This window comes from Mesorhizobium sp. M2A.F.Ca.ET.043.02.1.1 (genome assembly GCF_003952405.1).
Lineage (GTDB): Bacteria > Pseudomonadota > Alphaproteobacteria > Rhizobiales > Rhizobiaceae > Mesorhizobium.
In genome coordinates this window covers 2,065,151-2,091,588 of record NZ_CP034445.1, presented here as the reverse complement: position 1 = coordinate 2,091,588, position 26,438 = coordinate 2,065,151, and the positions used below count along the sequence as shown (strand labels likewise).

Annotated in this window: 27 protein-coding genes and 1 tRNA gene; 8 read left to right on the top strand and 20 right to left on the bottom strand. The window is 64.4% G+C overall.

Going from position 1 to position 26,438, the window contains the following annotated elements:
- Nucleotides 1-47: 47 nt before the first annotated feature.
- From EJ068_RS09940 to EJ068_RS09930, 3 genes are all read right to left on the bottom strand, one after another.
- Nucleotides 48-1,130: an ABC transporter ATP-binding protein gene (locus EJ068_RS09940; protein ID WP_127250975.1), complete on the bottom strand. Its 1,083-nt coding sequence runs from the start codon at nucleotides 1,128-1,130 to the stop codon at nucleotides 48-50.
- Nucleotides 1,127-2,701, bottom strand: coding sequence for an iron ABC transporter permease (locus tag EJ068_RS09935; RefSeq protein ID WP_128298056.1), 1,575 nt, complete (start codon nucleotides 2,699-2,701; stop codon nucleotides 1,127-1,129). The genes EJ068_RS09940 and EJ068_RS09935 overlap by 4 nt, the downstream gene beginning before the upstream one ends.
- Before the next feature lie 160 nt (nucleotides 2,702-2,861).
- Entirely contained in the window at nucleotides 2,862-3,866 is a 1,005-nt protein-coding gene (locus tag EJ068_RS09930) for an iron ABC transporter substrate-binding protein (RefSeq protein WP_127250973.1), read from the bottom strand.
- A 205-nt stretch (nucleotides 3,867-4,071) separates the two neighbouring features.
- Here EJ068_RS09930 and EJ068_RS09925 point away from each other — a divergent pair, with 205 nt between their 5' ends.
- The 3 genes from EJ068_RS09925 (at nucleotide 4,072) to EJ068_RS09915 (ending at nucleotide 7,359) form a co-directional block, all read left to right on the top strand.
- Complete coding sequence (locus EJ068_RS09925; RefSeq protein ID WP_127250972.1) at nucleotides 4,072-4,608, top strand: sigma-70 family RNA polymerase sigma factor; 537 nt, start codon at nucleotides 4,072-4,074, stop codon at nucleotides 4,606-4,608.
- 1 nt (nucleotide 4,609) lies between these two features.
- On the top strand, nucleotides 4,610-5,248 hold the full coding sequence (locus EJ068_RS09920; protein ID WP_126081051.1) for an NrsF family protein: 639 nt from the start codon (nucleotides 4,610-4,612) through the stop codon (nucleotides 5,246-5,248).
- A gap of 122 nt (nucleotides 5,249-5,370) precedes the next feature.
- Nucleotides 5,371-7,359: a PAS domain S-box protein gene (locus EJ068_RS09915; protein WP_126081052.1), complete on the top strand. Its 1,989-nt coding sequence runs from the start codon at nucleotides 5,371-5,373 to the stop codon at nucleotides 7,357-7,359.
- Nucleotides 7,360-7,389: 30 nt separating this feature from the next.
- Here the strand turns inward: EJ068_RS09915 and EJ068_RS09910 are convergent, their stop codons facing one another.
- From EJ068_RS09910 to EJ068_RS09880, 7 genes are all read right to left on the bottom strand, one after another.
- Nucleotides 7,390-8,268 carry a 3-hydroxybutyryl-CoA dehydrogenase gene (locus EJ068_RS09910; protein ID WP_126081053.1) on the bottom strand — a complete coding sequence of 293 codons (879 nt, stop codon included), beginning with the start codon at nucleotides 8,266-8,268 and terminating at the stop codon, nucleotides 7,390-7,392.
- Between the two features lie 201 nt (nucleotides 8,269-8,469).
- Entirely contained in the window at nucleotides 8,470-9,399 is a 930-nt protein-coding gene (locus tag EJ068_RS09905) for an electron transfer flavoprotein subunit alpha/FixB family protein (protein WP_126081054.1), read from the bottom strand.
- Nucleotides 9,400-9,422: 23 nt separating this feature from the next.
- Complete coding sequence (locus EJ068_RS09900) at nucleotides 9,423-10,172, bottom strand: electron transfer flavoprotein subunit beta/FixA family protein (protein WP_126081055.1); 750 nt, start codon at nucleotides 10,170-10,172, stop codon at nucleotides 9,423-9,425.
- 162 nt (nucleotides 10,173-10,334) lie between these two features.
- Entirely contained in the window at nucleotides 10,335-11,144 is an 810-nt protein-coding gene (locus EJ068_RS09895; protein ID WP_127250970.1) for a rhomboid family intramembrane serine protease, read from the bottom strand.
- A 21-nt stretch (nucleotides 11,145-11,165) separates the two neighbouring features.
- Complete coding sequence (locus EJ068_RS09890) at nucleotides 11,166-11,747, bottom strand: cob(I)yrinic acid a,c-diamide adenosyltransferase (protein WP_127250969.1); 582 nt, start codon at nucleotides 11,745-11,747, stop codon at nucleotides 11,166-11,168.
- A gap of 18 nt (nucleotides 11,748-11,765) precedes the next feature.
- Nucleotides 11,766-11,957: a twin transmembrane helix small protein gene (locus EJ068_RS09885; RefSeq protein WP_042641360.1), complete on the bottom strand. Its 192-nt coding sequence runs from the start codon at nucleotides 11,955-11,957 to the stop codon at nucleotides 11,766-11,768.
- A 25-nt stretch (nucleotides 11,958-11,982) separates the two neighbouring features.
- On the bottom strand, nucleotides 11,983-12,849 hold the full coding sequence (locus EJ068_RS09880) for an SDR family oxidoreductase (RefSeq protein WP_127250968.1): 867 nt from the start codon (nucleotides 12,847-12,849) through the stop codon (nucleotides 11,983-11,985).
- Nucleotides 12,850-12,907: 58 nt separating this feature from the next.
- Here EJ068_RS09880 and EJ068_RS09875 point away from each other — a divergent pair, with 58 nt between their 5' ends.
- Nucleotides 12,908-13,759: a YihY/virulence factor BrkB family protein gene (locus EJ068_RS09875; protein WP_126081059.1), complete on the top strand. Its 852-nt coding sequence runs from the start codon at nucleotides 12,908-12,910 to the stop codon at nucleotides 13,757-13,759.
- Nucleotides 13,760-13,877: 118 nt separating this feature from the next.
- Here the strand turns inward: EJ068_RS09875 and EJ068_RS09870 are convergent, their stop codons facing one another.
- The gene (locus EJ068_RS09870; protein ID WP_126081060.1) at nucleotides 13,878-14,780 is read right to left on the bottom strand and encodes a DMT family transporter; all 903 of its coding nucleotides are present in this window, start codon (nucleotides 14,778-14,780) and stop codon (nucleotides 13,878-13,880) included.
- 47 nt (nucleotides 14,781-14,827) lie between these two features.
- Between EJ068_RS09870 and EJ068_RS09865 the strand changes: the two genes are divergently transcribed.
- On the top strand, nucleotides 14,828-15,223 hold the full coding sequence (locus EJ068_RS09865; RefSeq protein WP_245463391.1) for a hypothetical protein: 396 nt from the start codon (nucleotides 14,828-14,830) through the stop codon (nucleotides 15,221-15,223).
- Here the strand turns inward: EJ068_RS09865 and gluQRS are convergent.
- Nucleotides 15,220-16,092, bottom strand: coding sequence for a tRNA glutamyl-Q(34) synthetase GluQRS (gene gluQRS / locus EJ068_RS09860; RefSeq protein ID WP_127250983.1), 873 nt, complete (start codon nucleotides 16,090-16,092; stop codon nucleotides 15,220-15,222). The genes EJ068_RS09865 and gluQRS overlap by 4 nt on opposite strands.
- 89 nt (nucleotides 16,093-16,181) lie before the next feature.
- On the opposite strand from gluQRS, the gene EJ068_RS09855 reads away from it, so the two are divergent.
- Both EJ068_RS09855 and EJ068_RS09850 read left to right on the top strand, forming a co-directional pair.
- The gene (locus EJ068_RS09855) at nucleotides 16,182-16,841 is read left to right on the top strand and encodes a DNA-3-methyladenine glycosylase (protein ID WP_127250966.1); all 660 of its coding nucleotides are present in this window, start codon (nucleotides 16,182-16,184) and stop codon (nucleotides 16,839-16,841) included.
- Between the two features lie 110 nt (nucleotides 16,842-16,951).
- The gene (locus EJ068_RS09850) at nucleotides 16,952-17,509 is read left to right on the top strand and encodes an HNH endonuclease (protein WP_027167440.1); all 558 of its coding nucleotides are present in this window, start codon (nucleotides 16,952-16,954) and stop codon (nucleotides 17,507-17,509) included.
- A 163-nt stretch (nucleotides 17,510-17,672) separates the two neighbouring features.
- Here EJ068_RS09850 and EJ068_RS09845 read toward each other — a convergent pair whose 3' ends face one another.
- Nucleotides 17,673-18,191, bottom strand: a complete 519-nt coding sequence (locus EJ068_RS09845; protein WP_127250965.1) for a disulfide bond formation protein B — start codon at nucleotides 18,189-18,191, stop codon at nucleotides 17,673-17,675.
- Between the two features lie 25 nt (nucleotides 18,192-18,216).
- On the bottom strand, nucleotides 18,217-18,804 hold the full coding sequence (locus EJ068_RS09840; protein WP_042641375.1) for a YqaA family protein: 588 nt from the start codon (nucleotides 18,802-18,804) through the stop codon (nucleotides 18,217-18,219).
- Nucleotides 18,805-19,138: 334 nt separating this feature from the next.
- Here EJ068_RS09840 and EJ068_RS09835 point away from each other — a divergent pair.
- A tRNA-Leu gene (locus EJ068_RS09835) sits at nucleotides 19,139-19,223 on the top strand.
- A 147-nt stretch (nucleotides 19,224-19,370) separates the two neighbouring features.
- Here EJ068_RS09835 and EJ068_RS09830 read toward each other — a convergent pair.
- The 6 genes from EJ068_RS09830 to EJ068_RS09805 form a co-directional block, all read right to left on the bottom strand.
- Nucleotides 19,371-20,396, bottom strand: a complete 1,026-nt coding sequence (locus EJ068_RS09830; RefSeq protein WP_127250964.1) for an ABC transporter transmembrane domain-containing protein — start codon at nucleotides 20,394-20,396, stop codon at nucleotides 19,371-19,373.
- A gap of 487 nt (nucleotides 20,397-20,883) precedes the next feature.
- Nucleotides 20,884-22,044, bottom strand: coding sequence for a YncE family protein (locus tag EJ068_RS09825; protein WP_127250963.1), 1,161 nt, complete (start codon nucleotides 22,042-22,044; stop codon nucleotides 20,884-20,886).
- A gap of 68 nt (nucleotides 22,045-22,112) precedes the next feature.
- Entirely contained in the window at nucleotides 22,113-23,393 is a 1,281-nt protein-coding gene (locus EJ068_RS09820) for a GNAT family N-acetyltransferase (protein WP_127250962.1), read from the bottom strand.
- Complete coding sequence (locus tag EJ068_RS09815; protein WP_127250961.1) at nucleotides 23,393-24,796, bottom strand: lipopolysaccharide biosynthesis protein; 1,404 nt, start codon at nucleotides 24,794-24,796, stop codon at nucleotides 23,393-23,395. The genes EJ068_RS09820 and EJ068_RS09815 overlap by 1 nt, the downstream gene beginning before the upstream one ends.
- A gap of 370 nt (nucleotides 24,797-25,166) precedes the next feature.
- Nucleotides 25,167-25,673 (bottom strand): hypothetical protein, encoded by a 507-nt coding sequence (locus EJ068_RS09810; protein WP_127250960.1) that lies wholly within the window; start codon nucleotides 25,671-25,673, stop codon nucleotides 25,167-25,169.
- Nucleotides 25,674-26,052: 379 nt separating this feature from the next.
- Nucleotides 26,053-26,325 (bottom strand): DUF4242 domain-containing protein, encoded by a 273-nt coding sequence (locus tag EJ068_RS09805; protein WP_127250959.1) that lies wholly within the window; start codon nucleotides 26,323-26,325, stop codon nucleotides 26,053-26,055.
- Nucleotides 26,326-26,438 lie beyond the last annotated feature (113 nt).

Sequence of the window (26,438 nt, the reverse complement as noted above, 5' to 3'; positions counted from 1 at the left end):
TCCGGCTGCTGAAGATAATGCAGAATTGCATTATCTCAAGGCGGACATTAAGCGAATACGTGCGCCTTGCCGGTGACGGTCAGCCGCACGATCTCGCCGATGGACGGCGCGTCCATGCCTGTCCTGCGCAAGACGAGCGGCGTGTTGCCGATGGCGGCCGCGTCCGGCGGATCCGGGCTGTTGAGCAGCCGTACCGCCACGGTGCAGACGGCGCCCGCGAATTCGCAGTCCGTCACCTCGCCGAACAGCATGTCCGGCGTGCCCGACATGCCTTCGCGGGAGGTGAGCTTGAGCAGGATCTGCTCGGGCCGCAGCATGATGCGCGCGACATCGCGCCGTTCCTTCGTATCGACGGCGATGCGGCCGAGCCGCGACACTGCGAAGCCATCCGCGATCCTGGCGGGCACGATGATGGCGTCGCCAAGGAATTCGGCGACCATCCTGTCCTTGGGCTGGAAATAGAGCTCGCGCGGCGTCCCGACCTGCGAGAACAGGCCGTCGCGCATCACCGCCACCTGGCTGGCGAAGGACAGCGCTTCGGCCTGGTCGTGCGTGACCAGGATGGTAGTGATGCCCGCCTCTTCCAGAAGCTCTGCCACCGCTTTGCGCATCGAAGCGCGAAGCCCGGTGTCGAGCGCCGAGAAGGGTTCGTCGAGCAGCATCAGCCGCGGCTTCATCGCCATGGCGCGGGCAAGCGCGACGCGCTGCTGCTGGCCGCCGGAAAGCTCATGCGGCCGGCGTTTCAGGACCGCCTTGTCCAGCCCGACGATATAGGCAAGCTCGACGATATGCTCGGCCCGCTTGTCGGCATTCCGCGCGATGCCGAAACCGATATTGTCGGCGATGCTGAGATGCGGGAACAGGGCACCGTCCTGGGCCACCACGCCGATCCCACGGCGATGCGCCGGCACGGCCGCGTCGCCATTGGCGAGCACCTTGCCGTCAAGCGCGATGCGGCCGCGGTCCGGCGCCTCGAAGCCGGCGATCAGCCTGAGCAAGGTGGTCTTGCCGCAGCCGGACGGCCCGACGATCGCGGTGCGGCTGCCGCTTTCGACCTGAAGGTCGACACCGGCCAGCGCCGTCACCGGACCATAGTTCTTGGCGACATCGCTCAGTTCGAGAAAGCTCATCGTCCGGCCATCCGCTTCGACTGGACGTAGAGCCACCAGGTCATCGGCAGCGACATCGCCACCATGATCAGCGCGTAAGGAGCGGCGGAGGCGTAGTCGATCTCGCTGCTGTAGGACCAGAAGGCCATCGCCAGGGTGCGGGTGCCGTTGGGCGCCAGCATCTGGGTGGCGGTGAGCTCGTTGGTGATGCCGAGCGCCACCATCGCCATGCCGGCCGCGGCGCCGGGCGCCGACAGGCGGATGGTTGTCGCCCACAGTGCCTTGACTGGCGGCCGGCCGAGGCTGGAAGCGGCACGCTCCAACTCCACCGGAGCCTGCGCGATCGAAGCGCGCAGGCTTATCAGCGCGCGCGGCAGGAACATCAGCGCATAGCCGAACAGGATGGTGAACAGCGTCTGGTAGAGCGGCAGCGCGACGCGTACGGTGATCGTCACCAGCGCCAGCGCAATGACCACGCCCGGCAACGCGCCGACGATGTAGTTGCAGCCCTCGAGCAGGCGCTGCAGCCGGCCTGGCGCGCGGATCGAGATCCAGGCCATCGGCATGGCGGCAACCGTCGCGAGCACAGCGCCGACGATGGCGAGGAACAGCGTCTGGCCGAGCGCCAGGCCGATCTCGTCCCAGCGCCAGACATCCGCGCCGCCGGCGAGCAGCCAGCGGCCGACAGTGACGAAGGGCACGCCGAGCGACAGCAGTGCGACACCGGCCGGCAAAAGCAGGCAAGGCAGGGCGGCGCGGCCGAGGCGGGCACGCTGCTGCTTGCGCGCGGCGCCGGAACCGACACGCGCATAGCGCTCCTCGCCACGTATCATCACCTCGAGGGCGAGCAGGAAAAGGCAGCAAGCCACAAGCACGGCGGCCAGCATGTTGGCGGCCGGGCCGTTGAAGGTCGACTGGAACTGGTCGACGATCGCGGTGGTGAAGGTGTCGAAGCGAATGAAGACATAGAGGCCATATTCGGCCAGAAGATGCAGGCCGACCAGCAGCGAGCCGCCGCAGATGGCAAGCCTCAACTGCGGCAGCACGACGCGCGCGAAAACCCGCCACGGGCCAAGGCCAAGCGCCGCCGCCGCATCCTCCAGCGCCGGGTCGAGACGGCGCAACGCGGCGGAGATCGGCAGATAGAGGAACGGGAAATAGGCGATGACGGAGACCAGCAGGCCGGCCCAGAGCCCGTGCAGGCCAGGGACAAAGCTGATCCATGAATAGGAGTGCACGAAAGCAGGGATGGCGAGCGGCGCCACCGACAGCCACGACCACAGCCGATTGCCCGGCAGGTCGCTGCGTTCGGTCAGCCAAGCCAGCGCCACCGACAGCGCGATGGCGATCGGCACGGTGACGATGACGAGGAGCACCGTGTTGATCAGCAACTCGCCGACGCGCGGGCGGAAGATCAGCGCCACCACCGTATCCCAGCCGGTCTGGATCGCGATCCAGACGATGAAGCCGAGAGGCAGCAGCGCGATGAGCGAGATCAAAGCCGCGGCGAGCGTGATCCACGACATGGCCCGGCGCTTCTTCATTCCGGCCGCCGGCAGCGCGGAAGCCGTGAGGTGGATCGCGGACGCCATCAGTCGGAATAGGCCGCCCGGAAGCGACGTGATGAACCGCGGCCGCGGCCGCAAACGCAGATGATCGTCATCGACGAGGCCATCTCCAAAACAAAAGCGCTCCCACGGAAGCGAGTTCCCGCGGGAGCACGGTCGCTTGCCCTTTTAGGACGAACGCGAACTAAAGCAAGCCGGCTTGCGTCATCAGGTCGATGACCTTCTTGGAATTCAGCGTCGCCGGATCGATTTTCGGCGCCTGCAGGTCGGCCAGCGGCACCAGCTTCGGGTTGGACTGGGCATCCTTGCCGACCGCATATTCATACGACGTGCCCGTTTTCAGCACGTCCTGGCCGCCCTTGCCTGTCACCCACTTCAGGAACGCCTGGGCTTCCTTCTGATGCTTGCTGGAGGCCAGCACGCCGCCGCCCGATACCGAAACGAAGGCGCCCGGGTCCTGGTTCTTGAAATAATGCAGGCCGACATTCTTGCTGTTCTCGCCGGTCTTGGCCTGATCGCCGAACCAGTAATAGTGGTAGATCACGCCACCATCGATCTCGCCGACATTGACCGCCTTCATGACAGTGCTGTTGCCTTTGTAGGCCGTGAAATTCTCCTTCATCGCCTTCAGCCAGTCGGCGGTCGCGGCCTCGCCCTTCAGCTGGAGCAGGGCGCTGACGATGGCCTGGAAGTCGGGGCCCGACGGCGAGGCGGCCCAGCGGCCTTTCCAGCTCGGATCGGCGAGGTCCAGCAGCGACTCGGGGAGCTGGTCTTCCTTCAGCTTGTCCTTGTTGTAGGCAAAGACGGTGCTGCGGGCCGCGACGCCGACCCACTTGCCGCTCGACGGCTGGTATTCCTGGGGAACCTGGGCGAGGGTGTCGGCGTCGACCGGGGCGAACAGACCGGCCGCCTCGACCAGCGCCATGGCCGGCGAATTCTCGGTCAGGAAGACGTCGGCCGGCGAGGCCGCGCCCTCGGCGACGATCTGGTTGGAGAAATCGCTGTCGCCGCCATTGCGCAGCGTGACCTTGATGCCGGTCTCCTTAGTGAAGCCGGCAGCCCATTCCTTGGCGAGGCTCTCATGCTGGGCATTGTAGACGACGATGCCTTGATCCTCCGCCATGGCCGGGCCGGCGATCAGGCCGAGCGCCATCGCAGCGCCGGCGAGCGTGGAAAGGGCAATCTTCATGGGGCATCGTCCTCGAATTTGGAGACAGGGGTTCAGGCTCGGCTCACCTATCAATACCTGATTATTGTAGTCAAGATTGTGACCCTGCTTCAATCCGTCGCCATGCCGCAAACTTTCGTGATTCTGCGGCAGTTTGGCTTGGACATTATTTCGCTGGCCACGTAACAAACCAGGGCCGAGACGCGAACTTCGGGGGTAAACTCTTGTGACCGGCAAGGACGAGGCAGAGCTCTCCGGGCTGCTCAGGGCCGCGATCGCGGGAGACGAAAGGGCTTATGCCAACTTTCTGCATCGCATCGCCGCCCTCGTTCGCGGCTTTGTCCGGCGCAAGATCGTTCAGGGCGGAGTCGACCCCGAGGATGTCGTGCAGGAAACCTTGCTTGCCATTCATGTGAAACGCCACACCTGGCGGCCGGATGCGCCGGTGTTGCCCTGGGTTTACGCGATCGCCCGCTTCAAGCTTATCGACGCGTTTCGCCGGCGAGGGCGCCGCATCGAGGTCGAGATCGACGAGATCGCCGAGACCTTCGCCGAGCCGGAGACAGAAACGGTCAGCGAGCGCGACATAAACCGGGCGCTCGAGGGACTGCCGCCAACGCAACGTTCGGTCGTCTCGTCAATCTCGGTCGACGGCCATTCGATCGGCGAAACCGCCGCCAAGCTCGGCGTCAGTGAAACGGCTGTGCGCGTGTCGCTGCATCGCGGCCTCGCCGCGATCGCTAAAAGATTCGGGCGACAGTGACATGAGGACGGAGGATCTGATCAAAGCGCTCGACGCGGATGCCGGCAAGAAGGCCATGCCGATGGGCAAGGCCTGGTGGCTGGCGGTCTCCGTTGCCGTGGCGATCGCGGCAGCCGTGTTCTTCACGACCATCGGGCCGCGTCCCGACATCATGCCGGCCATGCACACGATGCGCTTCATGTCGAAATTCGTGTTCACGCTGGTGCTTGCGGTCAGCGCCTTCGCGCTGATCCGCGCGCTGTCGGTGCCGGGCGCTTCGACAAGGCAGAAGATGGCCTGGATGCTCGCCGCGCCGCTTTTGGTCGTGCTGGCGGTGGTCCTGGAGCTTTTCGTCGTACCCCAGGCCGATTGGGGCAAGCGGCTCGTCGGCTCGAACATGATGATCTGCATGACTTTCATCCCGCTGATCGGCATCGGCCCGCTGGCGGTCTTCCTCGGCATGCTGCGCTACGGCGCGCCGACCAGGCCGGTGCTTGCTGGCGCGGTGGCCGGGCTGCTCGCGGGCGGGCTCGCGGCAACCTTCTACGCCGCGCATTGTTTCGACGATTCGCCGCTCTTCGTCGCCACCTGGTATACGATCGCCATCGCCTTCCTGACGCTGCTCGGGGCTATCGGCGGGCGGCTTTTCGTGCGCTGGTAGCCCGCCGGGGCTGTTTCGAAACAGTCCCTTAATCATGCCGGCAATTGTTTGCCGGTTAGCGGAGCGATCGCCATCATCTGCGCAACCATTCCTTAAAACCGATCCGCCAGGGTTGCGGCAACGTGCAGTTGCGTGTTGGGGTGGGTCGCATCGTGGCGTGGTTGAACTGGAAAGGGCTTCGTGCCGACAGGCACGCCGCGCAGGGTTTGCTCGCAATCGGCCTGGTTGCCGCCGCCGCATCGATCCTGCTGCCACGCCTCGAATTTGGCGCCGACGCGCTGAGGCTCTGCCTGCAGATTTCCATCGCCATCACAGCCGCGACGCTGTTTCTGTCGGCCATGTTCATCCAACGCATCGTCGACGATCGCCGGCAGATCGCCGAGAGCGAACAGCGCTTCCGCCGGGCCATGGAGGATTCGGCGATCGGCGTCGCCATTGTCGGGCTCGACGGGCGCATCGTTCAGGCCAATCCGGCCTTCGCCGACATGCTCGGCTATACCCGATCGGAAATCGAGGCGCTGACGTTCCTCCAGATCACCCATCCCGACGACCTGCAGATCGGCCGCGAGACGATGATGAGCCTGAAGGAAGGCAAGATCCACTCCTTCCATTTCGAGAAGCGGTATCTGCACAAGGACGGTACTCCGGTCTGGGCGCAGCTTGCGGGCTCGGTCATCCGCGAAGAGGGGACAGGCCGCCCGCTCTATCTGGTGTCGCAGATCGAGGACATCGACGCCCGCAAGCAGGCCGAGGCGCGCATCGCCGAGGCCGAGACCCGTTGGAATTTCGCGCTCACCAGCACCGGACAGGGAGTCTGGAGCCTCGATATGCGCAAGGGTGGCACAACCTATTCCGAAACCTGGGCGAAGATGCTGGGCTATGCCGCTGGCGAGCTCGACGGAGACCCGGACCGCTGGCTGACCATGATCCATCCCGACGATCAGGCACGCGTCGCCGAGGCGGATCGCGCGCACCTTGCCGGCGAGACGCCCTTTTTCGAAGCCGAGTTCCGGATGCGCCACAAGGACGGCCACTGGGTCTGGATCCTCGACCGTGGCAAGACGATCGAGCGCGACGCCGAGGGCCGGGTGATCCGCGCCATCGGCAGCCTGACCGATATCACGCAGCGCAAGGAGGCCGAGACGCGGCTGATGGTTTCGGCGGCGATGCTGGCCGACGAGAAGGAGCGTCTGAGGGTCACGCTGCAGTCGATCGGCGACGCGGTGATTTGCACCGATGCCGCCAACCGCATCACCTTCATGAACCCCGTCGCGGAAAAGCTCACCGGCGTTGACGTCTGCGAAGCCCTTGGAAAGGTGCTCGGCCATGTCTATTGGGCGGTCGACGAGGAAAGCGGGCAGAGAATCGGCCTGACGCGTCCTTCGGCGTGCGAACAGCCTCGTTGCGACCAGAACACGCGCGCGGTTCTCGTGCGGCGCGACGACACGCGCTGCAGCATCCGCCAGGTGGTGTCGCCGATCATGAACGACCGCAAGCAGTTCTGCGGCCTGGTCATCGTCTTCCAGGACTTCACCGACGCGCGCGCCCTGCAGCGACAACTGGCCTACGCCGCCGCCCATGACGCGCTGACCGGGCTCGCCAACCGCTCGAGCTTCATGCGCACCATGGAGGAACTGGTCGACCAGTGCCGCCTCAATGGCGGCGAGCATCAGTTCATGTTCGTCGACCTCGACCACTTCAAGGCCGTCAACGACACCGGCGGCCATGCCGCGGGCGATGCGCTGCTCAGGCGCGTGGCCGACACCCTGCGCAATGTGCTTGGCCCGGAAGAGATCGTCGCGCGGCTCGGCGGCGACGAGTTCGCCGTCATCCTCAAATCGGGCGACGCGGCGCGCGGGCCGATCGCGGCGCGCTCGATCATCGATGCCATCTGCAACCTCAATTTCAGCTGGGACGGCCGCCCGCATTTGATCGGCGCCAGCATCGGGCTCGCGCCGATCCGCGCCGGTTGCGGCGAGGTGGATGAGATCATCGCCCGCGCCGATGCCGCCTGCTACGATGCCAAGGCGGCAGGCCGCGGCTGCGTTTCCGCCGCGCCGGACGAAGCTTCGAGAGATGTGCCGCCCATGCCGCTCGCCGCGGCGTCCTGAACGGCGTCGGAAGGGTTCAGCCGCGGAAGATCAGCGCGTCGGCACCGGATGGTCGCCGCGATAGTCGTAGAAGCCGCGACCAGTCTTGCGGCCGAGCCAGCCGGCCTCGACATATTTCACCAGCAGCGGACAAGGGCGGTATTTCGAGTCCGACAGGCCCTCATGCAGCACCTGCATGATCGACAGGCAGGTGTCGAGGCCGATGAAGTCGGCGAGCTGCAGCGGGCCCATCGGATGGTTGGCGCCGAGCCGCATGGCGGTATCGATGGCGTCGACCGTGCCGACGCCCTCATAGAGCGTGTAGATCGCCTCGTTGATCATCGGCAAAAGGATGCGGTTGACGATGAAGGCCGGGAAATCCTCGGAGACGGTGATCGTCTTGTCGAGGTGCTTCACATAGGTCTTGGCCGCCTCGAAGGTCTGGTCCTCGGTGGCGATGCCGCGCACTAGCTCGACCAGCTTCATCACCGGCACAGGATTCATGAAATGTATGCCGATGAAGCGCTCGGGACGGTCGGTCTGGGCGGCAAGCCGGGTGATCGAGATGGACGAGGTGTTGGTCGCCAGAATCGCTTCCGGATTGAGCTGCGGGCAGAGCTGCGCGTAGATCTTGCGCTTGACCGTCTCGTCCTCGGTCGCCGCCTCGATCACGAGGTCGGCGGCGGCGAGGTCGGCCATGGCCGGAGCGGCGGAGATGCGCGCCATCGCTTCGTTGCGCGCCTTTTCCTCAAGCTTGCCGGAACCGACTTGGCGGGCCATGTTGCCACTGATGGTGGCGATGCCCTTCTCGATCCGGTCGGCCGATATGTCGTGGATCAGGACCTTGTAGCCGCCCAGCGCAGAGACATGGGCGATACCGCCACCCATCTGACCCGCGCCGACAATGCCGATCGTCTCGATCTTGCTCATGAACCCCGATCCCGTCCGGAACGTCCGCACTTCCTTGAAGTACAAAGACGCTCCTGCTTGTTTGTTTCCCGCAATCCGGAGGCGAACCGCCGGATTGGCTCCGGACCTTGATGGCCCGCTTTTTGTGCAGTGCAAACTAAAAGGGCGGGGCGACTTCGTCTACCCCACCCTTTGGATTTTAATATGCCAGAACGGACGGCGTCAAAGCGCCTTTTGCAGCTCCGGCAAAATGACGAAGAGATCGCCGACCAAGCCGTAATCGGCAACCTGGAAGATCGGCGCCTCCTCGTCCTTGTTGATGGCGACGATCACCTTGGAGTCCTTCATGCCGGCCAGGTGCTGGATGGCGCCGGAGATGCCGACGGCAATGTAGAGGTCGGGCGCGACCACCTTGCCGGTCTGGCCGACCTGCCAGTCGTTCGGGGCATAGCCCGCGTCGACCGCGGCGCGGGACGCGCCGACCGCGGCGCCGAGCTTGTCGGCGACCGGCAGGATGACTTCCTGGAACTTCTCCGAGGAGCCGAGCGCGCGGCCGCCGGAGATGATGATCTTGGCCGAGGTCAGTTCCGGACGATCGTTCTCCGAGAGCTTGTTCTCGACGAAGGACGACAGGCCGGGGTTGGCGGCGGCGCCGACCGTCTCGACCGCGGCAGAACCACCTTCCGGCGCTGCCGCGAAGGAGGCGGTGCGCACCGTGATGACCTTCTTGGCGTCGGTCGACTGGACGGTCTGGATGGCGTTGCCGGCATAGATCGGCCGCTTGAAGGTGTCAGGCGAGACCACTTCGATGATTTCCGACACCTGGGCGACGTCGAGCAGGGCGGCGACGCGCGGCGCGATGTTCTTGCCGGCGGAAGTGGCCGGCGCGATGATCGTGTCGTAGCCGCCCGCAAGCGAGACGACGAGAGCCGCAGTCGGCTCGGCGAGGCGTTCCGAAAGCTCGTCCGCTTCGGCCAGCAGCACTTTCCGAACGCCCTTCAGCTTGGCGGCGGCGTCGGCCGCGCCCTTGGCGCCCTTGCCGGCCACCAGCACGTCGACTTCCGCGCCGATCTGGAGCGCCGCCGACAGCGCCTTGGCGGTCTGGTCGGAAAGGCTTGCGTTGTCGTGTTCGGCGATGAGGAGAATTGCCATTGTCTTTATCCTTTCCCGATCGCTTAGAGCACGCCGGCTTCGTTCTTCAGCTTCTCGACCAGCTCGGCCACCGACTTCACCTTGACGCCCGCCTTGCGGCCGCCCGGCTCCTCGGTCTTGATCACCTTGAGGCGCGGCTTGACGTCGGCGCCGAAGTCGGCCGGGCTCTTCTCGTCGAGCGGCTTCTTCTTCGCCTTCATGATGTTGGGCAGCGATGCATAGCGCGGCTGGTTGAGGCGAAGGTCGGCGGTGACGATCGCCGGCATCTTCAGTTCGACCGTCTGCAGGCCGCCGTCGACCTCGCGCGTCACCTTGGCATGATCGCCGGCAAGCTCGACCTTGGAGGCGAAGGTGCCCTGCGACCAGCCAAGCAGCGCCGCCAGCATCTGGCCGGTCTGGTTCGAATCGTCATCGATCGCCTGCTTGCCGAGGATGACGAGGCCGGGCTTCTCCGCCTCGACTACGCCCTTCAGCACCTTGGCGACGCCGAGCGGCTCGGTCTGCTCGTCAGTCTTAACCAGAATGGCCCGGTCGGCGCCCATGGCGAGCGCGGTGCGCAGCGTTTCCTGCGCCTGCTGCGGGCCGACCGAGACGACGATGATCTCTTCCGCCTTGCCGGCTTCCTTGATGCGGATCGCTTCCTCGACCGCGATCTCGTCGAACGGGTTCATCGCCATCTTGACATTGGCGAGCTCGACGCCGAGTCCGTCGGCTTTCACCCGGACCTTGACGTTGGCATCCACAACCCGCTTCACGGGCACAAGGATCTTCATTTTCCTGTCACCTCTCCTGAGATAGTCGGGGCGCTATAGCAGCGTACGCCCTGTCAGAGTTGTCGAAAGCCGACATTACGGGCGGAATATCCGCCCAGCGGTGCCGTTTCCGTAGTGGCGGCAAATCCGCGCGTCAATATCCCACGAGGCACCCAAATCGGTTCAGTCCCGAGGCGTCGCTGCTCCACGGCCCCATTGCGACCCCGGCTGCGCCGGGGTGCCGTCGCTCGCGGCGGGCTCGACGGGGACAGGCGGCTGCTGGATGTTCGGCGTCGGGTCCGGCTCGCCGTCGGCGCCGGCCAGCAGCGGCACGCCGCGGCTGCGCAGCACCAGCACCAGCACGAATCCGGCGAGGATGCCGCCGATATGGCAGGCCCAGGAAATCCGGTCCTCTCCGCCGGCGGCGAACATCACGATCTGGAACAGGATCCAGAGGATCAGCGGGATGAAGGCCGGAATGCGCAAGGGGATGCGGGCAAAGGCCAGCACCCAGACTTTCACGCGAGGGTAGAGAATCAGATAGGCGGTGACGACGCCGGCAATGGCGCCGGACGCGCCGATCAGCGGCACCTGCGAATCCCAGGCCACCAGCCCCTGGAAGAAAGCGCCGGCGACAGCGCAGGCCAAGTAGAAGATCAGGTAGCGTATGTGGCCGAGCGCATCCTCGACATTGTCGCCGAACACCCACAGGAACAGCATGTTGCCGCCTAGATGGAAAATGTCGGCGTGCAGGAAGGAATAGGTGAGATAGCTGAGGCTTTCGGGGATGACGACGAATTCAGGCGACAGCTCGACCTTGTCGTGGACCACCGAGGGAATGAAGCCGAGGCCGAGAACCGCGGCATTGGTGAAGTTCTCACCGCCAAGCGTGGTCGCCAGATAGACCAGCGCATTCACCACGATCAGACCGATCGTCACATATTGCAGACGGATGTGGCGCAGCCTGTTGGTGTCGTAAAGCGGGATGAACATCGGACCCTCCCGCCCCTGGATTCAGCGGTTCTTGCCGGGAACCCATAGCACGTCGGCCTTTCCATTGTCATTGACCGCACGGGCGGCAACGAACAGGAAATCCGAGACGCGATTGACGTATTTGAGCGCCTCGCGGTTGACATGCTCGGTCGGATCCTGGGCCAGCGCCACCATCAGGCGCTCGGCCCTGCGCGCCACGGTGCGGGCCAGATGGAGCGCGGCCGCGGCCGGCGTGCCGCCGTTCAGCACGAAGGATTTCAGCGGCTGCAGGTCCTTGTTGAGGAGGTCGATGTCCTGTTCGACGCGGCCGGTCTGGGCGGCGACGATACGCAGCGGCTCGTATTCCAGGGGCTTGCCGCCGTCGGGCACGGCGAGGTCGGCTCCCAGATCGAACAGATCGTTCTGAATGCGCGACAGCATGGCGTCGATCGCGGGATGTTGGCCGGCGGTATGGATGCGGGCCATGCCGATGCAGGCATTGGCCTCGTCGACCGTGCCATAGGCGTCGACGCGCAGGTCGGATTTCAGCCGCCGCTCGCCGGTGCCGAGCCCGGTGGTGCCGTCATCGCCGGTGCGGGTGTAGATCTTGTTGAGCTTGACCATAACGTCCCCAAAAGACCTCTATTTGCGCGTGAAATAGACCACCAGCAACAGCAGCGCCAACGCCACGGCCTGCAGCATCACACGGGCTTGCATCAGCTTGTTCGAGGTGACGCCGGAGCCGCCGCGCATCATGTTGATCAGGCCGCGAACCAGCACGATCAGCACGGCCGCCATCGCGATGACGGCGAGAATCTTCAAGACGATGACCATCTGGCTGGCTCCGGTTCAGTTTCGGTCAGGCGCGCCTGGCGAGCACGCGGTACAGCATTGACGCCGGCAGGATGCGTTTGAGTGCCGCGCCGATCCTGGCCGGCACCGTTACCACATAGTGCGGGCGCGGGCGCTGTGACAGAAGCGCGTGGCGGAGCGCGTTGTGCACGACCTCCGGCCCGGGCTTCAGCTTCGACACGCTGCCGCCGGCCTGGAGCCGGGCGAGCTGCGCCTGATAATCGGCGCGGTGGACGGACTTTTCGACATCGATGTTCTTCAGGAACCAGGGCAGGCCATTGCTGGCGATCTTCGACGTCACCGGTCCCGGTTCGATGAGGGAAAGGTGGATGCCGCTGCCGTCGAGTTCCTGGCGCATGCACAGCATCAGGCCTTCGATGGCGTGCTTGGATGCCGAATAGGCGCCGCGGAAGCGGACAGGCGCCAGTCCGAGGATCGAGGAGCAATGGACGAGACGGCCGTGCCCCTGGCGACGCATGACCGGCATGACGCGCCGGGTGAGATCATGCCAGCCGAAGAAATTGGCCTCGAACTGCTCGCGCAGCGCTGCGACCGGCAGGTCCTCGACGGCGCCGGGCTGAGCGTAGGCGCCGTTGTTGAACAGCGCGTCAAGCGTGCCGCCGGTGCGTTCAAGCACCCCCTCGACTAGCGCGGCGATGGATTCCGGCTCACGATAATCGAGATAGAAGGCCTCCAGGCCGTCGGCCTCGAGCACGGCTATGTCGGCCGGCTTGCGCGCCGTTGCGAAGACCCGCCAGCCCTCCGCCTTCAGCGCCCGCGCGCAATACGCGCCGATGCCGGAGGAGGCCCCGGTGACGATGACGGTGCGCAATTCTTTCGCGACGGTGGACGTTGTCTGACCTGGGGTTGCCATTTGCCGCAATCACTTCCCATATTCGCGGCGTCGACACAATCGAGCGGAGCGCGGGTCCTTGCTCAGGAATATCGTCGCCGTCAAGCGCGTGCTCTACGATGCGATCGGCCATTTCAACAATGACGACGGCTGGGCGATGGCCAGCCACCTCGCCATCACTTCGCTGATGGCGTTGTTTCCGTTCCTGATCTTCGCCACGACACTGGCCAGCTTCCTCGGCGCGCAGGCGTTCTCGGACACGGCGGTGCATCTCGTCTTCGACACCTGGCCGGAGCAGATCGCCAAGCCGATCGCGCGCGAGGTGCAGAACGTTCTCACCGTCAGGCGAACCGACCTTTTGACCTACGGCGTCGTGCTTGCCGCCTATTTCGCGTCGAACGGCATCGAGGCGCTGCGCACCTCGCTCAACCGGGCCTATCGTGTCACCGAAACGCGCGGCATCATCCACCGCAGGGTGCAGAGCATCATTTTCGTACTGATCGCCACGGCCTGCTTCCTGGCCGTCAGCGTGCTTCTGGTGTTCGCCCCTCTGCTGGCCAGGCTGGCGGAGGCCCATCTCGAATGGATCAAGCCCTATATGGGCACCATCACGCTGTGGCGTTACGTCGTCGCCTCCACCGTCATCGTCATCGGGCTGTTCTCCGTGCATATCTGGCTGCCGGCCGGCAAGCGCCGCTTTGTCTCGATCATACCTGGCATCGTCTTCACGCTGATCGCCTGGCTCGCCGGCTCGACCATCTTCGCCACCTATCTCGATCATTTCTCGTCCTACGTGACTACCTATGCGGGGCTCGCCTCGATCATGATCGCGGTGGTTTTCCTCTACATCATCTCGGCGATCTTCATCCTCGGCGGCGAGCTCAACGCCGCGATCAGCCGCTATCTGGAGGCGCGTGCGCGCGTCGGGTGAGTTGCGTCGGTAGAGGAATTGAAGAAATGAAGAATTGAGGAATTGAAGAAAAAGCGATCCGGCGCTGCCGGCTTCTTCTTCAGCTCTTCAGTTCTTCAGTTCTTCAGTTCTCCGTTCTTCAATTCTTCAATTCCTCAATTCCCCTTCCCTTCCCTTGCCTGCCCGCCGTCGCCAGGCCTACGCCAAGGGTCGCGATCGCCATGCCGGCGATCTGCAGCAGATTGAGCTGCTCGTCGAAAAGCATCCAGGCGATGACCGCGGTCACGGCGGGCACGAGGTAGAACAGCGAAGCGACCTTCGACATCTCGCCGTCCCTGATCATCACCATCAACAGGAAGATGGCGCCGACCGACAGCACCAGGACCAGCCAGGCCATGGCAAAGATCAGCTCGCCATTGACGGTGACGGCGCGCGTCTCGAAGGCGAGCGAGCCCAGGATCATCACGGCGGAGCCGCCGACATACTGCCACATCGTCGCCGACACCAGGTCGCCGCCGGAAGCATAGCGTTTCTGCCAGATGGTGCCGGCGCTCATGCCGAGCACCGAGACGAGCGAGGCGGTCAATGTTGCCGCGGTCACGCCGCCGCCGACCGCTCCGAGCTTCGGCCACAGCACAATGACGACGCCCACAAGCCCGACAGCGAGCCCGGCCCAATGGCGGGGCAGGATCGCCTCGCCGAGGAACCTGCCCGCGAGCACGGCGGTGATCAGCGGCTGCAGGCCGACGATCAATGCGGAAAACCCTGCCGGCATGCCCCGGTGGATCGCCCAGAAGACGGCGCCGAGATAGACGCCATGCATGAGGACGCCGGCCATCGTCGCATGCAACGCCTCGTCGCGCGTCGCCGTGCGCGAGCCAAGCAGCACGGCGAGGCCGGCAAACAGGATCGCCGCTATGACGAAGCGGATGGCAAGGAACGTAAAGGGCTCGGCCCAGGGCATGGCGTAGCGCGCGCCGATGAAGCCTGTCGCCCACAGAACGACGAAGGAGGCGGGAATGAGCCGCTTGATGCTCTGCATGGGTGGGAGGCTGCCGGGGTGAACGGTTGATGACGGCAATTGCTCTAATGCCGTTCAATCCGGCAAGCAAAACGAAACGGTTGATCCATAAGCTAAGTCGAATTCAACAAACCGTGCCAAGAGGGGCATGGCGCGTCGGCGCGCCATGGGTGGGCATGTTTTTGCATCTCGACACGACCTGGCTGTTGTTCGCCTTCCTGATCATTGCCGGCTTCGGTTTCTTCTTCGGCACGGCGCTCGACGCGATCATGAAGGAGAGCGGGTTTGGCCCGACCGGCAACACGCTGCTGTTCATCTTCGGCTTCTTTGCCGCGGTGACGGTCGCCGGCAAGCATGGCATCAGCCTGAGCGACCTCAGGCTGGCGGTTGCCTGTGGGCTCGGCGGCGCCTTTGCCTTCATCAGCGTGCTGGCGCTGATCAAGGCCGGGATGGCGCGACTTTAATCAAACTCGACAAGCCGCCTGACGTCCTGCGACGACATGCCCGCCTCGCGAAGCGCGGCAAGACCGGTGTCCTTGAAGCTCTTGGACAGTTTCCTGCCGTCCGGACCAAGGATCAGGCGGTGGTGGAAATAGCGCGGCTGCGGCAGGCCGAGCAGTTCCTGCAGCAGGCGCTGCACGCCGGCCGCCGCATAGAGGTCCTGGCCGCGCACGACATGGCTGACGCCCTGCAGCGCGTCGTCGAGGACGACGGCAAGATGATAGCTGGTCGGGATGTCGCGGCGGGCGACGATGACGTCGCCCCAGGCCTGCGGTTGCGCTTCGATCGCTCGTGTCGCCGACATCGTCTCATCGGTGAATTCGGTCCATGACAGGTCGGCGGTGACGCGCATCCTTGCCGCTTCGACGTCGAGCCGCCAGGCGAAGGGCATGTTCTCGGCGATCCGTCGCTTGCGCTCCCTGGCTGGCAGGGCCTTGTCGAGCGGCGGGTAGAGCGGCACGCCGTCAGGATCGCGCGGCCAGTCGCGGCCGCCTCTCTCGGCGATGAAGGCGCGGATCTCGCCCCGGCTCATGAAGGCCGGATAGACCAGTTCCTCGGCGACCAATCGGTCGAGCACCGCCTGGTATTCGGCAAAATGTTCCGACTGGCGACGCACCGGCTGTTCCCAGCGCAATCCCAGCCATTCGAGGTCGCGGAAAATGCCGGTCTCGAATTGCGGCGTGCAGCGGGCGATGTCGATATCCTCGATGCGCAGCAGCAGCCGTCCGCCCACCTGCGTCGCCATCTGCTGGTTCAGCAGGGCCGAATAGGCATGGCCGAGATGCAGTTCGCCATTCGGGCTCGGCGCGAAGCGGAATGTCAGGAGCGTCATCTCTCGGGCGGCGTTCGGGTTGAAAGGTGCTTTCGCCGGTTGGTATTTAGCCTCCATTGCCATTTCGCGGGCGTCCTGGGAACAAGAACGTGCAACGCATCGCCTCGCTCGACGACATTGCGACTGGGCTCGACGCGCTCTGCCGGATCGATCCGCGGTTGGAGACAGTGCGCGGCAAGGCGGGCGACGTGCCGCTTCGGCTGTCGGAACCGGGGTTTCGAAGCCTGGCGTCGATCATCGTTTCGCAGCAGGTTTCCCGCGCCAGCGCCGATGCGATCTTCGGGCGGCTGGTCAAGCTGGTCGATCCGCTGACGCCACAGGCAATCCTGGCCGCGGGCGAAGACGTGTTTCGCGAGGCCGGGCTGTCGCGGCCGAAGCAGCGTGGTCTGCTCGCCGTGGCCGAAGCCGTTGCCGGCGGGCTCGATCTCGATCACCTGTGCACCCTGGACGCCGGCGAGGCGATCGCCGCGATGACGGCCGTGCCCGGCATCGGCCCATGGACGGCCGAATGCTATCTGTTGTTCGCCGCCGGCCATCCGGACGTCTTCCCCGCGCGCGATGTCGCGCTGCAGACGGCGGTCGGCCATGCGCTCGGCATCGACCCGCGTCCGCCGGAGAAAATGCTGATCCGGCTGGCCGAATCATGGAGCCCCTGGCGGGGTGTCGCGTCGCGGCTTTTTTGGGCCTACTATCGTGAACTGAAGGGCAGGGACGCGGCCCCTCCCGTCGAAATGGCCAATAAAGCATGAAAATCATGCGTTTTTGAGAGTTTCGGCGAGAGACAATCCGCTTCACATCCCTGTCATGTCGGGCTTACAGTATTCGCGCCGTTCGGTTTGGAATGTAGGAGGCGAAGGACGTGACGGTTGCCGTATCTCCGGATGGGCTTCCCGCGCTGGTGCTGAATGCGGACTACCGCCCGCTCAGCTATTACCCCCTGTCGCTCTGGTCGTGGCAGGACGCCATCAAGGCTGTCTTCCTCGACCGGGTCAACATCGTCGCAGAATACGAGCACGCCGTCTCCTCGCCGACCTTCTCGATGAAGCTGCCGAGCGTGGTCAGCCTCAAGGCCTATGTGAAGCCGTCCCGGCATCCCGCCTTCACCCGCTTCAACGTGTTCCTGCGCGACCGTTTCCAGTGCCAGTATTGCGGCACGCCGGAGGATCTGACCTTCGACCATGTCATCCCGCGCCATCGCGGCGGGGCGACGACCTGGGAGAATGTCGTCGCCGCCTGCTCGCCCTGCAATCTTCGCAAGGGCGGCATGATGCCGGCGCAGGCCAAGATGTGGCCGCTGCAGAAGCCCTACCAGCCGACGGTGCACGACCTGCACAACAACGGCCGCCTGTTCCCGCCCAACCATCTGCATGAAAGCTGGATGGATTATCTCTACTGGGATGTCGAGCTGGAACCTTGAGATCGTTCGAGAATTCGTGAGGCAGGCCGTCTGAAGCGATTGTCTGCGCTTCCGATGCTCATGGACCTGAATGTCCGCTGCGCTTCGGTTCTCGACAATCACTTCATACGACTCAGCCTGACGAATTCTTTGAACGATCTCGCGTCGGCGCTTTGGTGCCGGCTCAATCCCGCGCGAGCGCGCTGCGGAAGGCGACGGCGGCCAGCACGAGGCTGGCGATAGCGTTCCAGCCGGCGAGCGAGAGACCGAGGATGCGGAGCGCCGCCTTGTCGCAGGAGGGCGGCACGAATTTGTCGAGCGCGTCGAGCACGCCCTTGCCGCCGGTGTCGACCGGGCCGGCGCCCGCCGTGCAGTCGGTCGGGCCGGCCCACCAATGCCATTCGACGCCGGAGTGGTAGACGCCGAGATAGAGGCCGTAGAGCATCAGCAAGCCGCCGATCCCCAGCAGGCCGCGCGTAGCCCAGGCCGGCGCATGAAGCATCGAGGCGATTACCGCCAGCAGCATCAGCGGCGCGCCGACATAATAGGGCGTGCGCTGCTCGAGGCAGAGATGGCAGGGGATGTAGCCGCCGATATATTGGAAAGCCAGCGCCGAGCCGACGGTCGCGGCCATGGCGACGGCGAGAAAAAGCGCCGCGCGCGTGCGCTGGCGTCCGGTGTCGGCATTCATGGTCGCTGTCATCTAATCGGATCCGTTTGTTGCGTCGCTATCCGTGGGCGTATCTGACGAGGATATAGAGCAAAATCAGGGCAGCCGCGCCGGCGCCGACGATCAATCCCAAGCGCTTTTCGATGAACTCCCGGATCGATTCACCATAGCGGCGCAACAGCCAGGCCAGCAGCAGGAAACGCGCGCCGCGCGCCACGATGGCCGAGACGACGAAGACAAGAATGTTGACGTGAAGCGCGCCGGCCAGAATGGTGACCACCTTGATCGGCGGCAGGTGCGCAGCGCCGGATGTGACGAGCAGCACGAGCATCAGCCCGGTGCCGGAGGACTGCCACCTCTCGAAGGTGTCGAGGCCGCCGAAATGCTCCAGGATCGGCCGCGCTATCGTGTCGTAGGCATAGTAGCCGATCAGCCAGCCGGCAATGCCGCCCAGCACGGAGGCAACAGTGGCGGTCAGCGCATAGCGATAGGCGCGGTCGGGCCGCGCCAACGCCATGGGCAGGAACAGCACGTCGGCCGGTATGAAGAACACGGAGCTTTCGACGAAGGCGATGAAGGCCAGCCACCATTCGGCGGATTTGCGCGCCGCCAGCGACAGGGTCCAGTCGTAAAGTCCGCGAAGCATCGGCTCTCCTAATGCAGTCGACGCAATTCCCGACGGAAAACCGCAGCGCGCTTTTCCTGGAATTGCTCTGATCAAAGTCACCCGGGACGCTTGGCGGTTTTGGGCAACGGCAGGCAGGAAGACAAGGACCCAAAGCGCCGCATCCAGCTTCCGGATGCGAGGCGCTCAATGCTTCGCCTGTCTAGAAAGATTTTCCGCGCCGCACAATGTCTGCGTCGCCACGAGGCCGAAGGGTGGGCGATGCCGCCGGTTGCGCGGGCAAATCCGCAACAGGCCAGTTGACGAACACCCATCCGCCCGTATAGTCCGCGCCCATCCAGGCCGCCCGGCCTGAGCCCCTATGGCGGAATTGGTAGACGCGCTCGACTCAAAATCGAGTTCCGCAAGGAGTGCTGGTTCGATCCCGGCTAGGGGCACCACCACCTTCATGCAGGTGTTGACGTATTTTACCGTCGGGTCGACCGGCGCAGGGCGCTTAACAAAAGCAAGACCGTCACCCACGGGCGCCAACACCAACCATCGGCTTGCGCTTGCGGAGCACCGGTTCCGGCAACAGGCTGGCAAGATCATCGATCTATTCTGTGCGCGGAATGTCCGGTTTGCGCGGGATGATCGCCGTCAACCCACTGGACGATCATCCGGAATTGCACTTTCGCTTGCGAATAGGAGCGATAGAAGTCGAGAAGTTCCCCTGTGGGTTCCGACAAGCGTTGGAAGCCCGAAATAAAGGCGACGACCGTGCCGATCGTCGTCTGCCCGCGGATCACAAGATAGCCGCCAACGATCAGGACCATCAGGGACCCCGCCGCGTTGGCTATATTCAGCAACGTCTTCAGCCCGAATTTCAACAAATAGAATTCGATGCGGGTGCTGAAGATCGTGCGTATGGTGCGAAAGGCGGCTCGGCGCTTCGTCGAGTGGCTGGCGAAGGAATTGACTGCTTGGTTGCCAAGCTTTCGGACCAGCGCGACCTGCCGTTCCACGAGTGTGTTCAGGTCCTTCTGCATGTAAAGCGCAAGCAGGATTTGCGGCAGGAGTGACACGCCGCTGACCAGAGCGATCACCGGCTGCATGTAGGTCATGTAAGATGCGACGGAGACCATCAGCGTGACGTTGACCACGCAATCAGAGATGCTGGTGCCGACAAATCCGCCAACATAGTCGATCTCGTTGCCGATGATGCCGGCGGTCTGACCACTCCTTGCGTGCTCGCGCGCGGACCTTTGCGTGGCGACGAGAGCGAGTTGGTCGCGGGCCGTCTTCACCACGCTCTCTCCGACCCAGCCTTGATAGACGATCAGTGCGTATTTCAGGCCCGCATGCAGGAGTATAGCCCCAAGATAAAGGCCGCCGAGCATCAGCAGCCCCCGAACGTCCTTGTCGGCAATTGCCACATCGACGACCCGTCTCTGCAGGTCGATGGGTAGAAAGTTGGCCAATGCAACCGAAGTCGCGATCACGCTGACATAGACCTGTTGCATGCCGCTGGCGCGCCGGACAAAACTGGGAAACTTCTCGCCAGGGCGCATCGCGTCGGCCATCGGCTCAAACGGGGCGAAGCGCCGCGCAATTGTCGCGAAAATTCCGCTCACCTTCGGTGCGCCTCCGTCGTATCCATTTCCGGTCCAACCGATCAGAGCAACGCACCCTGTCGGTGACCTGCTGAACAGGCAGCCTCTGTCAGGGCCGGGACTGCCGCCCGGTCATGCCTTTTGCCAGCCCACGCCACATGAGGAGGCTGAGTTCTCTATCTTCACGGTTTGATAGCGAACAAGGCCGCGAGCCCCTTTGATCGGCATCAAGGCCAGGGGAATTTACGATCCGAGCTGAACCAGGCAGGCTGCGCGATAGATACGCTGGAGAACTCCGAGCCGTCCGTGTCGATATTTTGAAGTATGCGTTTCAGGCTTGGAACGATCGGCGCGAGCGTGGCAGGCATTTGGCGCGCACATCATAAGCTGCAATTCCGCTCCCGGACATTCAGACGCTCTGCAAAATGGCAGGCGTGACGTTCAAAGGATCGTGCAGGTCGACTACACAATGCCGGCTGCGTTGAGTCTATTAGCGGCGTCCAGCCTCCTACCGCATATTGCCCGTATGCCCTTGCGAGTAGCGCCCCGGCTGCGGCCATACGGTGAGCCCATGCGGCTCTAGGCCGACGCGGATTTTCGTCACGGCGCCGCTCGTCGTGTCGATCATATAGACGTCGCTGTCGAAGCGGCCGGAGAGCCATAGCTGCTTGCCGTCGGCGCTGACATTGCCCATGTCGGGGCTGCCGCCGCCGGGGATCGGCCATTGCGCGACCACGGCGCGGGTGGCGAAGTCGATCACGGTCACGCTGCCCGGACCCTTGGCCTTGCCCTGCTCCATCTTGTGCGAGCCGCGATTGGAGACATAGAGCCGCTTTCCGTCGCGGCTGACGACGAAACCATGCGTGCCGATGCCGGTGGGGATGAAGCCGATTTCCTTGAAACTGTCGCCGTCGACCAGGAACACGCCGTCATTCATCATGTCGGCGACGTAAAAGACCTTGCCGTCGGGCGACAGGCGGATGTCCTGCGGCATGCCCATCCTGGAGAGGTCGAGATGGCCGAGCACCTTCTGGTTCTTCAGGTCGATCTTGGCCAGGCCGCCATCGCCATATTCGCAGGTGAAGATCGCATAGGAGCCGTCGACCGAGAAATCGGCATGGTTGATGCCAAGGCAGGTCGGCGTCGGCAGGCTCGATTTCAGCGCCATGGTGTGCGGGTCGCGGAAATCGAGCTGCTGCAATGCCTCGTCGACGACGATTGCCGCGCTGCCGTCCGGCATGAAATAGAGGTTGTAGGGATCGTCGACCGAGACCTGCTGGCCGGGCTTGGCCGTCATCGGGTCGATCGGCGTCAGGCTGCCGTTTTTGCCGGTGCCGTTGTTGGCAACCCACAGCGTCTTCAAATCCCAGGATGGCACGACGTGCTGCGGCTTGCTGCCGACATTGAAGCGATCGACTTCCTTGAGCGTCACGCTGTCGATCACCGAGACGCTGTTGGAGGAGCGGTTGGGCACATAGACGCGCGGCAGCGACCCGGTCGTCACGGGGCTCAGATGACCGGCAGCGGTGTGTTTGTAGATGTTGACGGCGGGCGGCGGCGGTTCGCTGCAGCCCTCGGGGCACGTATCGGCCCAAGCTCGAGCAGGCAGGAGCGCAATCAGCAGCAGGGCCGCACGAAGACTGGTGTGACGCAAAAGGCTTCTGATCATCTGGATGGTTTCGTGAAGGCCCGGCCCGAGTTCCCGCCCGGACCCATAGCTTGTGTCCCGCCGTCGATCTAGCGCCTTTTCAGGAAGCTCCGCATGCGGTTGCGCAGCAGGCGCGCCATGTTGCGGGTCTCGCGGTAGAGGTGCAGTTGCGAGGCCGCCTGGCGGGCCAGCCGGTCGGCATCCGGCGTCAGCCCGATCACCAGCGTGCCCATCGGCTTGCGCTCGCTCCACAGGCGGCTCATCACAGGATGGTCCGGAACCGCGCAGGAATCGGTCATGACGATGTTGGGATCGTCGAGATGCTGCTTGGTCACCTCGATCATCAGCAGCGTGCCCGGCGAATAGGCGGAGAGCGTCTCGTCATAGGCCGTCTTCCAGGTGTAGGCGACGCCGGCCTCGACGAAGACAACCAGGCAGGCGATGGCGCGGCCGTCGAGCGTCAAGACATGGATGCGGCACATATCCTGCTCGGCCAGCCGGTGCACGGCCTCGCGGGCGAAGGCGGCGCGATAGCGGTCGATCGCCATGGCGGTGCGCTCGCGACCCTTCCAGCCGGCGGCCTCCAGCGTCAGAAAGCTTTCGATGGCATGGCGGATCTCGTCCGGCCCGCGCGCAACGACGTGCTCGAGCTTGCCGAGGTCGGCGAGGCGCCGCTTCAGCCGGCGGAATTCGCGGTAATGGTGCGCGCGCAGCGATGCCTTGAGGTAGTCCTCGCCGTCGGCGTCGCTTTCAAGCACCGGGCGCTCGAGCTTGCCGGTGGTCACCAGGGTCAGGCCGCGGCTGTCGGCAAAGGAGGTGAGCAGGCTCGCGACCGGACCGTCGAGGCGCATGTCGGGCAGCACGAAGACTTTTGGCAGCTTGAGATGCGGCCGCGACAGCATCGAGAAGAAATCCTCGATGACGCCGATCGGATCGTCGCGGTCGACCAGCGGCGTGCCGAGCGGGCCGAACGGGCTCGACCATGTGCGCATCACCGGAACGCCAAGCGGGATCGCCGGCCGCTCGACCGAGAAGGGCACCAGAAGACGCAACCGGTTGCGGTATTCGTCGCCGTCGCGGATGACGGCCAGCCGCACCTCGCGGTCCTCCAGCCGGGGCATCGCCGGGGCCAGGAAGCGCGGGTTGAAGAAGACATTGGGCTCGACCGTGCGGGCGCTGAGATAGTCGAGTTCCTCGACAAGGTCGAAACCGGCCGAGGCCGGGTAGATGGCGAGCTTGCGTTCCGGCCTGTTGCTGGCGAAGAGCTCGATATGGGCGGGGTCGACCTCGCGCGCCAGGCCGGCAAGATTGGAGACCATGGCGCCGGCGGGGCCGCCGCTCGTCTCTTCAAGCAACGGGACAGCGGCCATCAGGCGACTTCCTTTCTTGCGGGCACGAAGATCGCCATCACGATGCCAAGCTTGCGCCAGACGGTGAAGGAGAGCGCGCTGGCCTCGAAGACCATGGCGAGGCTTGTGGCCATCGCCGCGCCCCAGAGGCCGAAGAGCGGGATCAGCAGCACGTTGAGGCCGATGTTGAGGGCGAGCGTCATGGCATAGACGGCGGCGCAGATGTTCTGGTTGCCGCTCATGGTGAGCAGGCTCTCGCACGGTCCGACGGCGGCGCGCGCCACGACGCCCAGCACCAGCAGGAAGAGCAGCGGATAGCCGGCGGTGAATTCGGGGCCGAACAGCACCAGCATCGGCTCGCCCAGCGCCAGCACCAGCAGCGCCATCAAAAGCGAAGGCCAGAAGGTCCAGGAGACGGTCTCGCGGGCGAAGGCGGCAAGCCTGTCCGGCTCGCCATGGGTGAATTGCGCATAGCGCTGGGCAACGCCGGCCTTGACCGCGAAATAAACGAAATGCACCAGCGCCAGCGTCTTCACGGTCGCGAAATAGACGGCGACATCGTTGGGCGGGAGGTAGGCGCCCACCATCAATACATCGGCATTGGTGAGCAGGAAGAAGAAGCTCTCGACCAGGAAGATCGGCAGCGAGACGAGGATCCATTGGCCGAAATGCACCGTCATCGGCCCGGGCGGGACCTTCTGGTCCATGCGAGAGGTGACGGCCATCAGCTGGCCGAGCGTCGTGACATAGGTGGCGGCGATCGAGGCGAAGATCGCGGTCTTGGCGTCGGGCACATAGTGCAGGCCAAGCATCAGCGCCATGAACACCAGGATCAGCACCGGCCGCACCAGATAGGTCGGCGAGAGCGCCAGCAGCGCCCAGGAATTGGCGCGCGCCAGCCCTTGCAGGAGGTCGCCGAGCCCGATCATCGGCAGGCAGATGACGCCGAGGATGAATGGGATGACGTAGTAGTTCTCGATCCAGTCCGAGGCCAGCCACACGCCAAGGGCGCCGAGGCCGGCGATCAGCGTCGAGGCGACGAGCACGAACAGGCGGCTGGCAAGCACGATGCCGCGCAGCTCGGCCAGCATGCCGCGCTCGCGATACTCCGGAATGAAGCGGATGACGGAGGTGTGGAAGCCAAGGCAGGCGAGATTGCCGACGATGACCATCGTCACCCAGACCAGCACCGAGATGCCGTACTCGAATGACCCCATCCAGCGCGCCATCAGCACCTGGCTGACAAAGGCGATCAAGGCGCTGATGATGCGGATGGAAAAGGCGATCAGCGACATGCGCCCGGCTTCGCCGCGCGCATCGGCGGTGAAGAGGATGGCATCGATGCGGCCAAGCAGCGGCCGCATGCGCAGCGCCCAGCGCTGCGGCAGGAACCGCCCGGCAGTCGTTGCCGCGGAAAAGCGCACCCAAAACTCTCCGTTTTCCGCCTTTTTCCAGGGTTCGGGTCTATCCGAAACACCTTAAGAAAGGGTGGGTGGGGAGCTTCCTTCTCCCGTCACTATACGGGGAGGTGAGGAGTGGTCCGCGCAGCGGACGAAAAGCCAATTGCTTGGCTTTTCGAACGACGAACGCCGGCAGGCGGATGAGGGGCATCGCTGGCCTCGGAAATTTGGGATGAACTGCGTGTCGAAGAGGTTCTTTGCGGGAGTGTCCTACAGGGTGATTATCCTCTGTTGGATTACGAAGGGCGGCCAATCGCAATCGTTGGCGCTGCCCCTCGTCCGGCCCTTCGGGCCACCTTCTCCCCGTATAGAAACGGGGAGAAGGAAAAGGCGCTCACATCCCCTTCATCGCGTCGCACGAGACGTTCGGGTTCATGTCGGCGAAGGCGCCGGTCGGGTTCTGCTTCCAAGCCCAGACATGCAGCTCGTAGAACGGGCCGAGGCCGTAGCGGTTGGGCGCGGTGTTGAAGTTGAAGAGATGGCCTTCGAGCGAGGCCGGTCCTTTCGACGTGATGTATTCGACGGCGATCAGCTTCAGCGTGCCGTCGGCCATCGGCTCGTACATGACGGCTTCCGGTTTGGCGACGTCGACGGCGTCGTCCTTCAGATAGGCGGCGTTGACGTAGTGAATGCCCATGGCGCCGCCGGTGAGGCCGCTGGCGCAGGGGATCGGCGCGTAGCCTTCGGCCTTCGCCACCGCCACGTCCTCGAAGCGGCTGTCGAGCGCCCGCACCTTTTCGGCGAGCGGGTTGACGGTTTGCGCGGTAGCGGCGCCCGCTATCAGCAGGATGGTCGAGGCGGAGGCGCCGATGGCGCATCTGGCTAAGGTCTGAATGCTCATTTGTCTCTCCAATTCAGTTGAGGCGAGCGGGCAGTGGGTCGGCCGGTCAAGGCCAACTCCGCGCCCTGGCGGCTCCTGTCGGTAAATGGGATGTTCGCCGGTCCGGACGCTGCGGGATCAGTGGTGATGTCACCAATATTCCCAGTATTCGCGCGGCATTTCCCGCTCATCGAGGCCGATATCGCGTCTCAGGTAATCGTTCTGAGGCGGCAGAAGGCGGCGCCGATTTCGCAACGGCGAAAGCAGCGCCGACAAAGCCCGTCGCATGTAGCCGCGCCGTGGCGGGAGGTAATCCGCCGCGGCGGATACACTCTCGCTGTCCGGCACGGCGTCAGGTCCGCCGGCGACGGGTATGGTCTGCCCGACACGGTCTTCCCCGTCAGCGATAAAAGTAGGGGTCGAGGACCCGCACCTCCGTGATCTTGTCGACGGGAAGCGCATTCTTTTGCGCGGTGCTGCGGATCGCCTCCGGCGAGGGCGCGTCGTAGATGCAGAAACTCTTGCCCTTGTCGGGCGAGACGAAGGATTGCACCCAGGTGACGCCTTTCTCGGCGTTGCGGGCGATGACGCCGCCCATCGCGGTGGCGCCGGCATCGTTCATCGGCACGTTCAGGCCTTCCGGGAAGGTGCGTTCAACGAGATAACGTGGCACGATCGTCTTTCCTTTCGTGATTGGATTGCAAGTTTCCACGCAATTCCGGACGGAAGGCCACGGCGAAGTCGCCGAGCCCAACCGCTACGCAGTTTTCCCGGAATTGCTCCGTG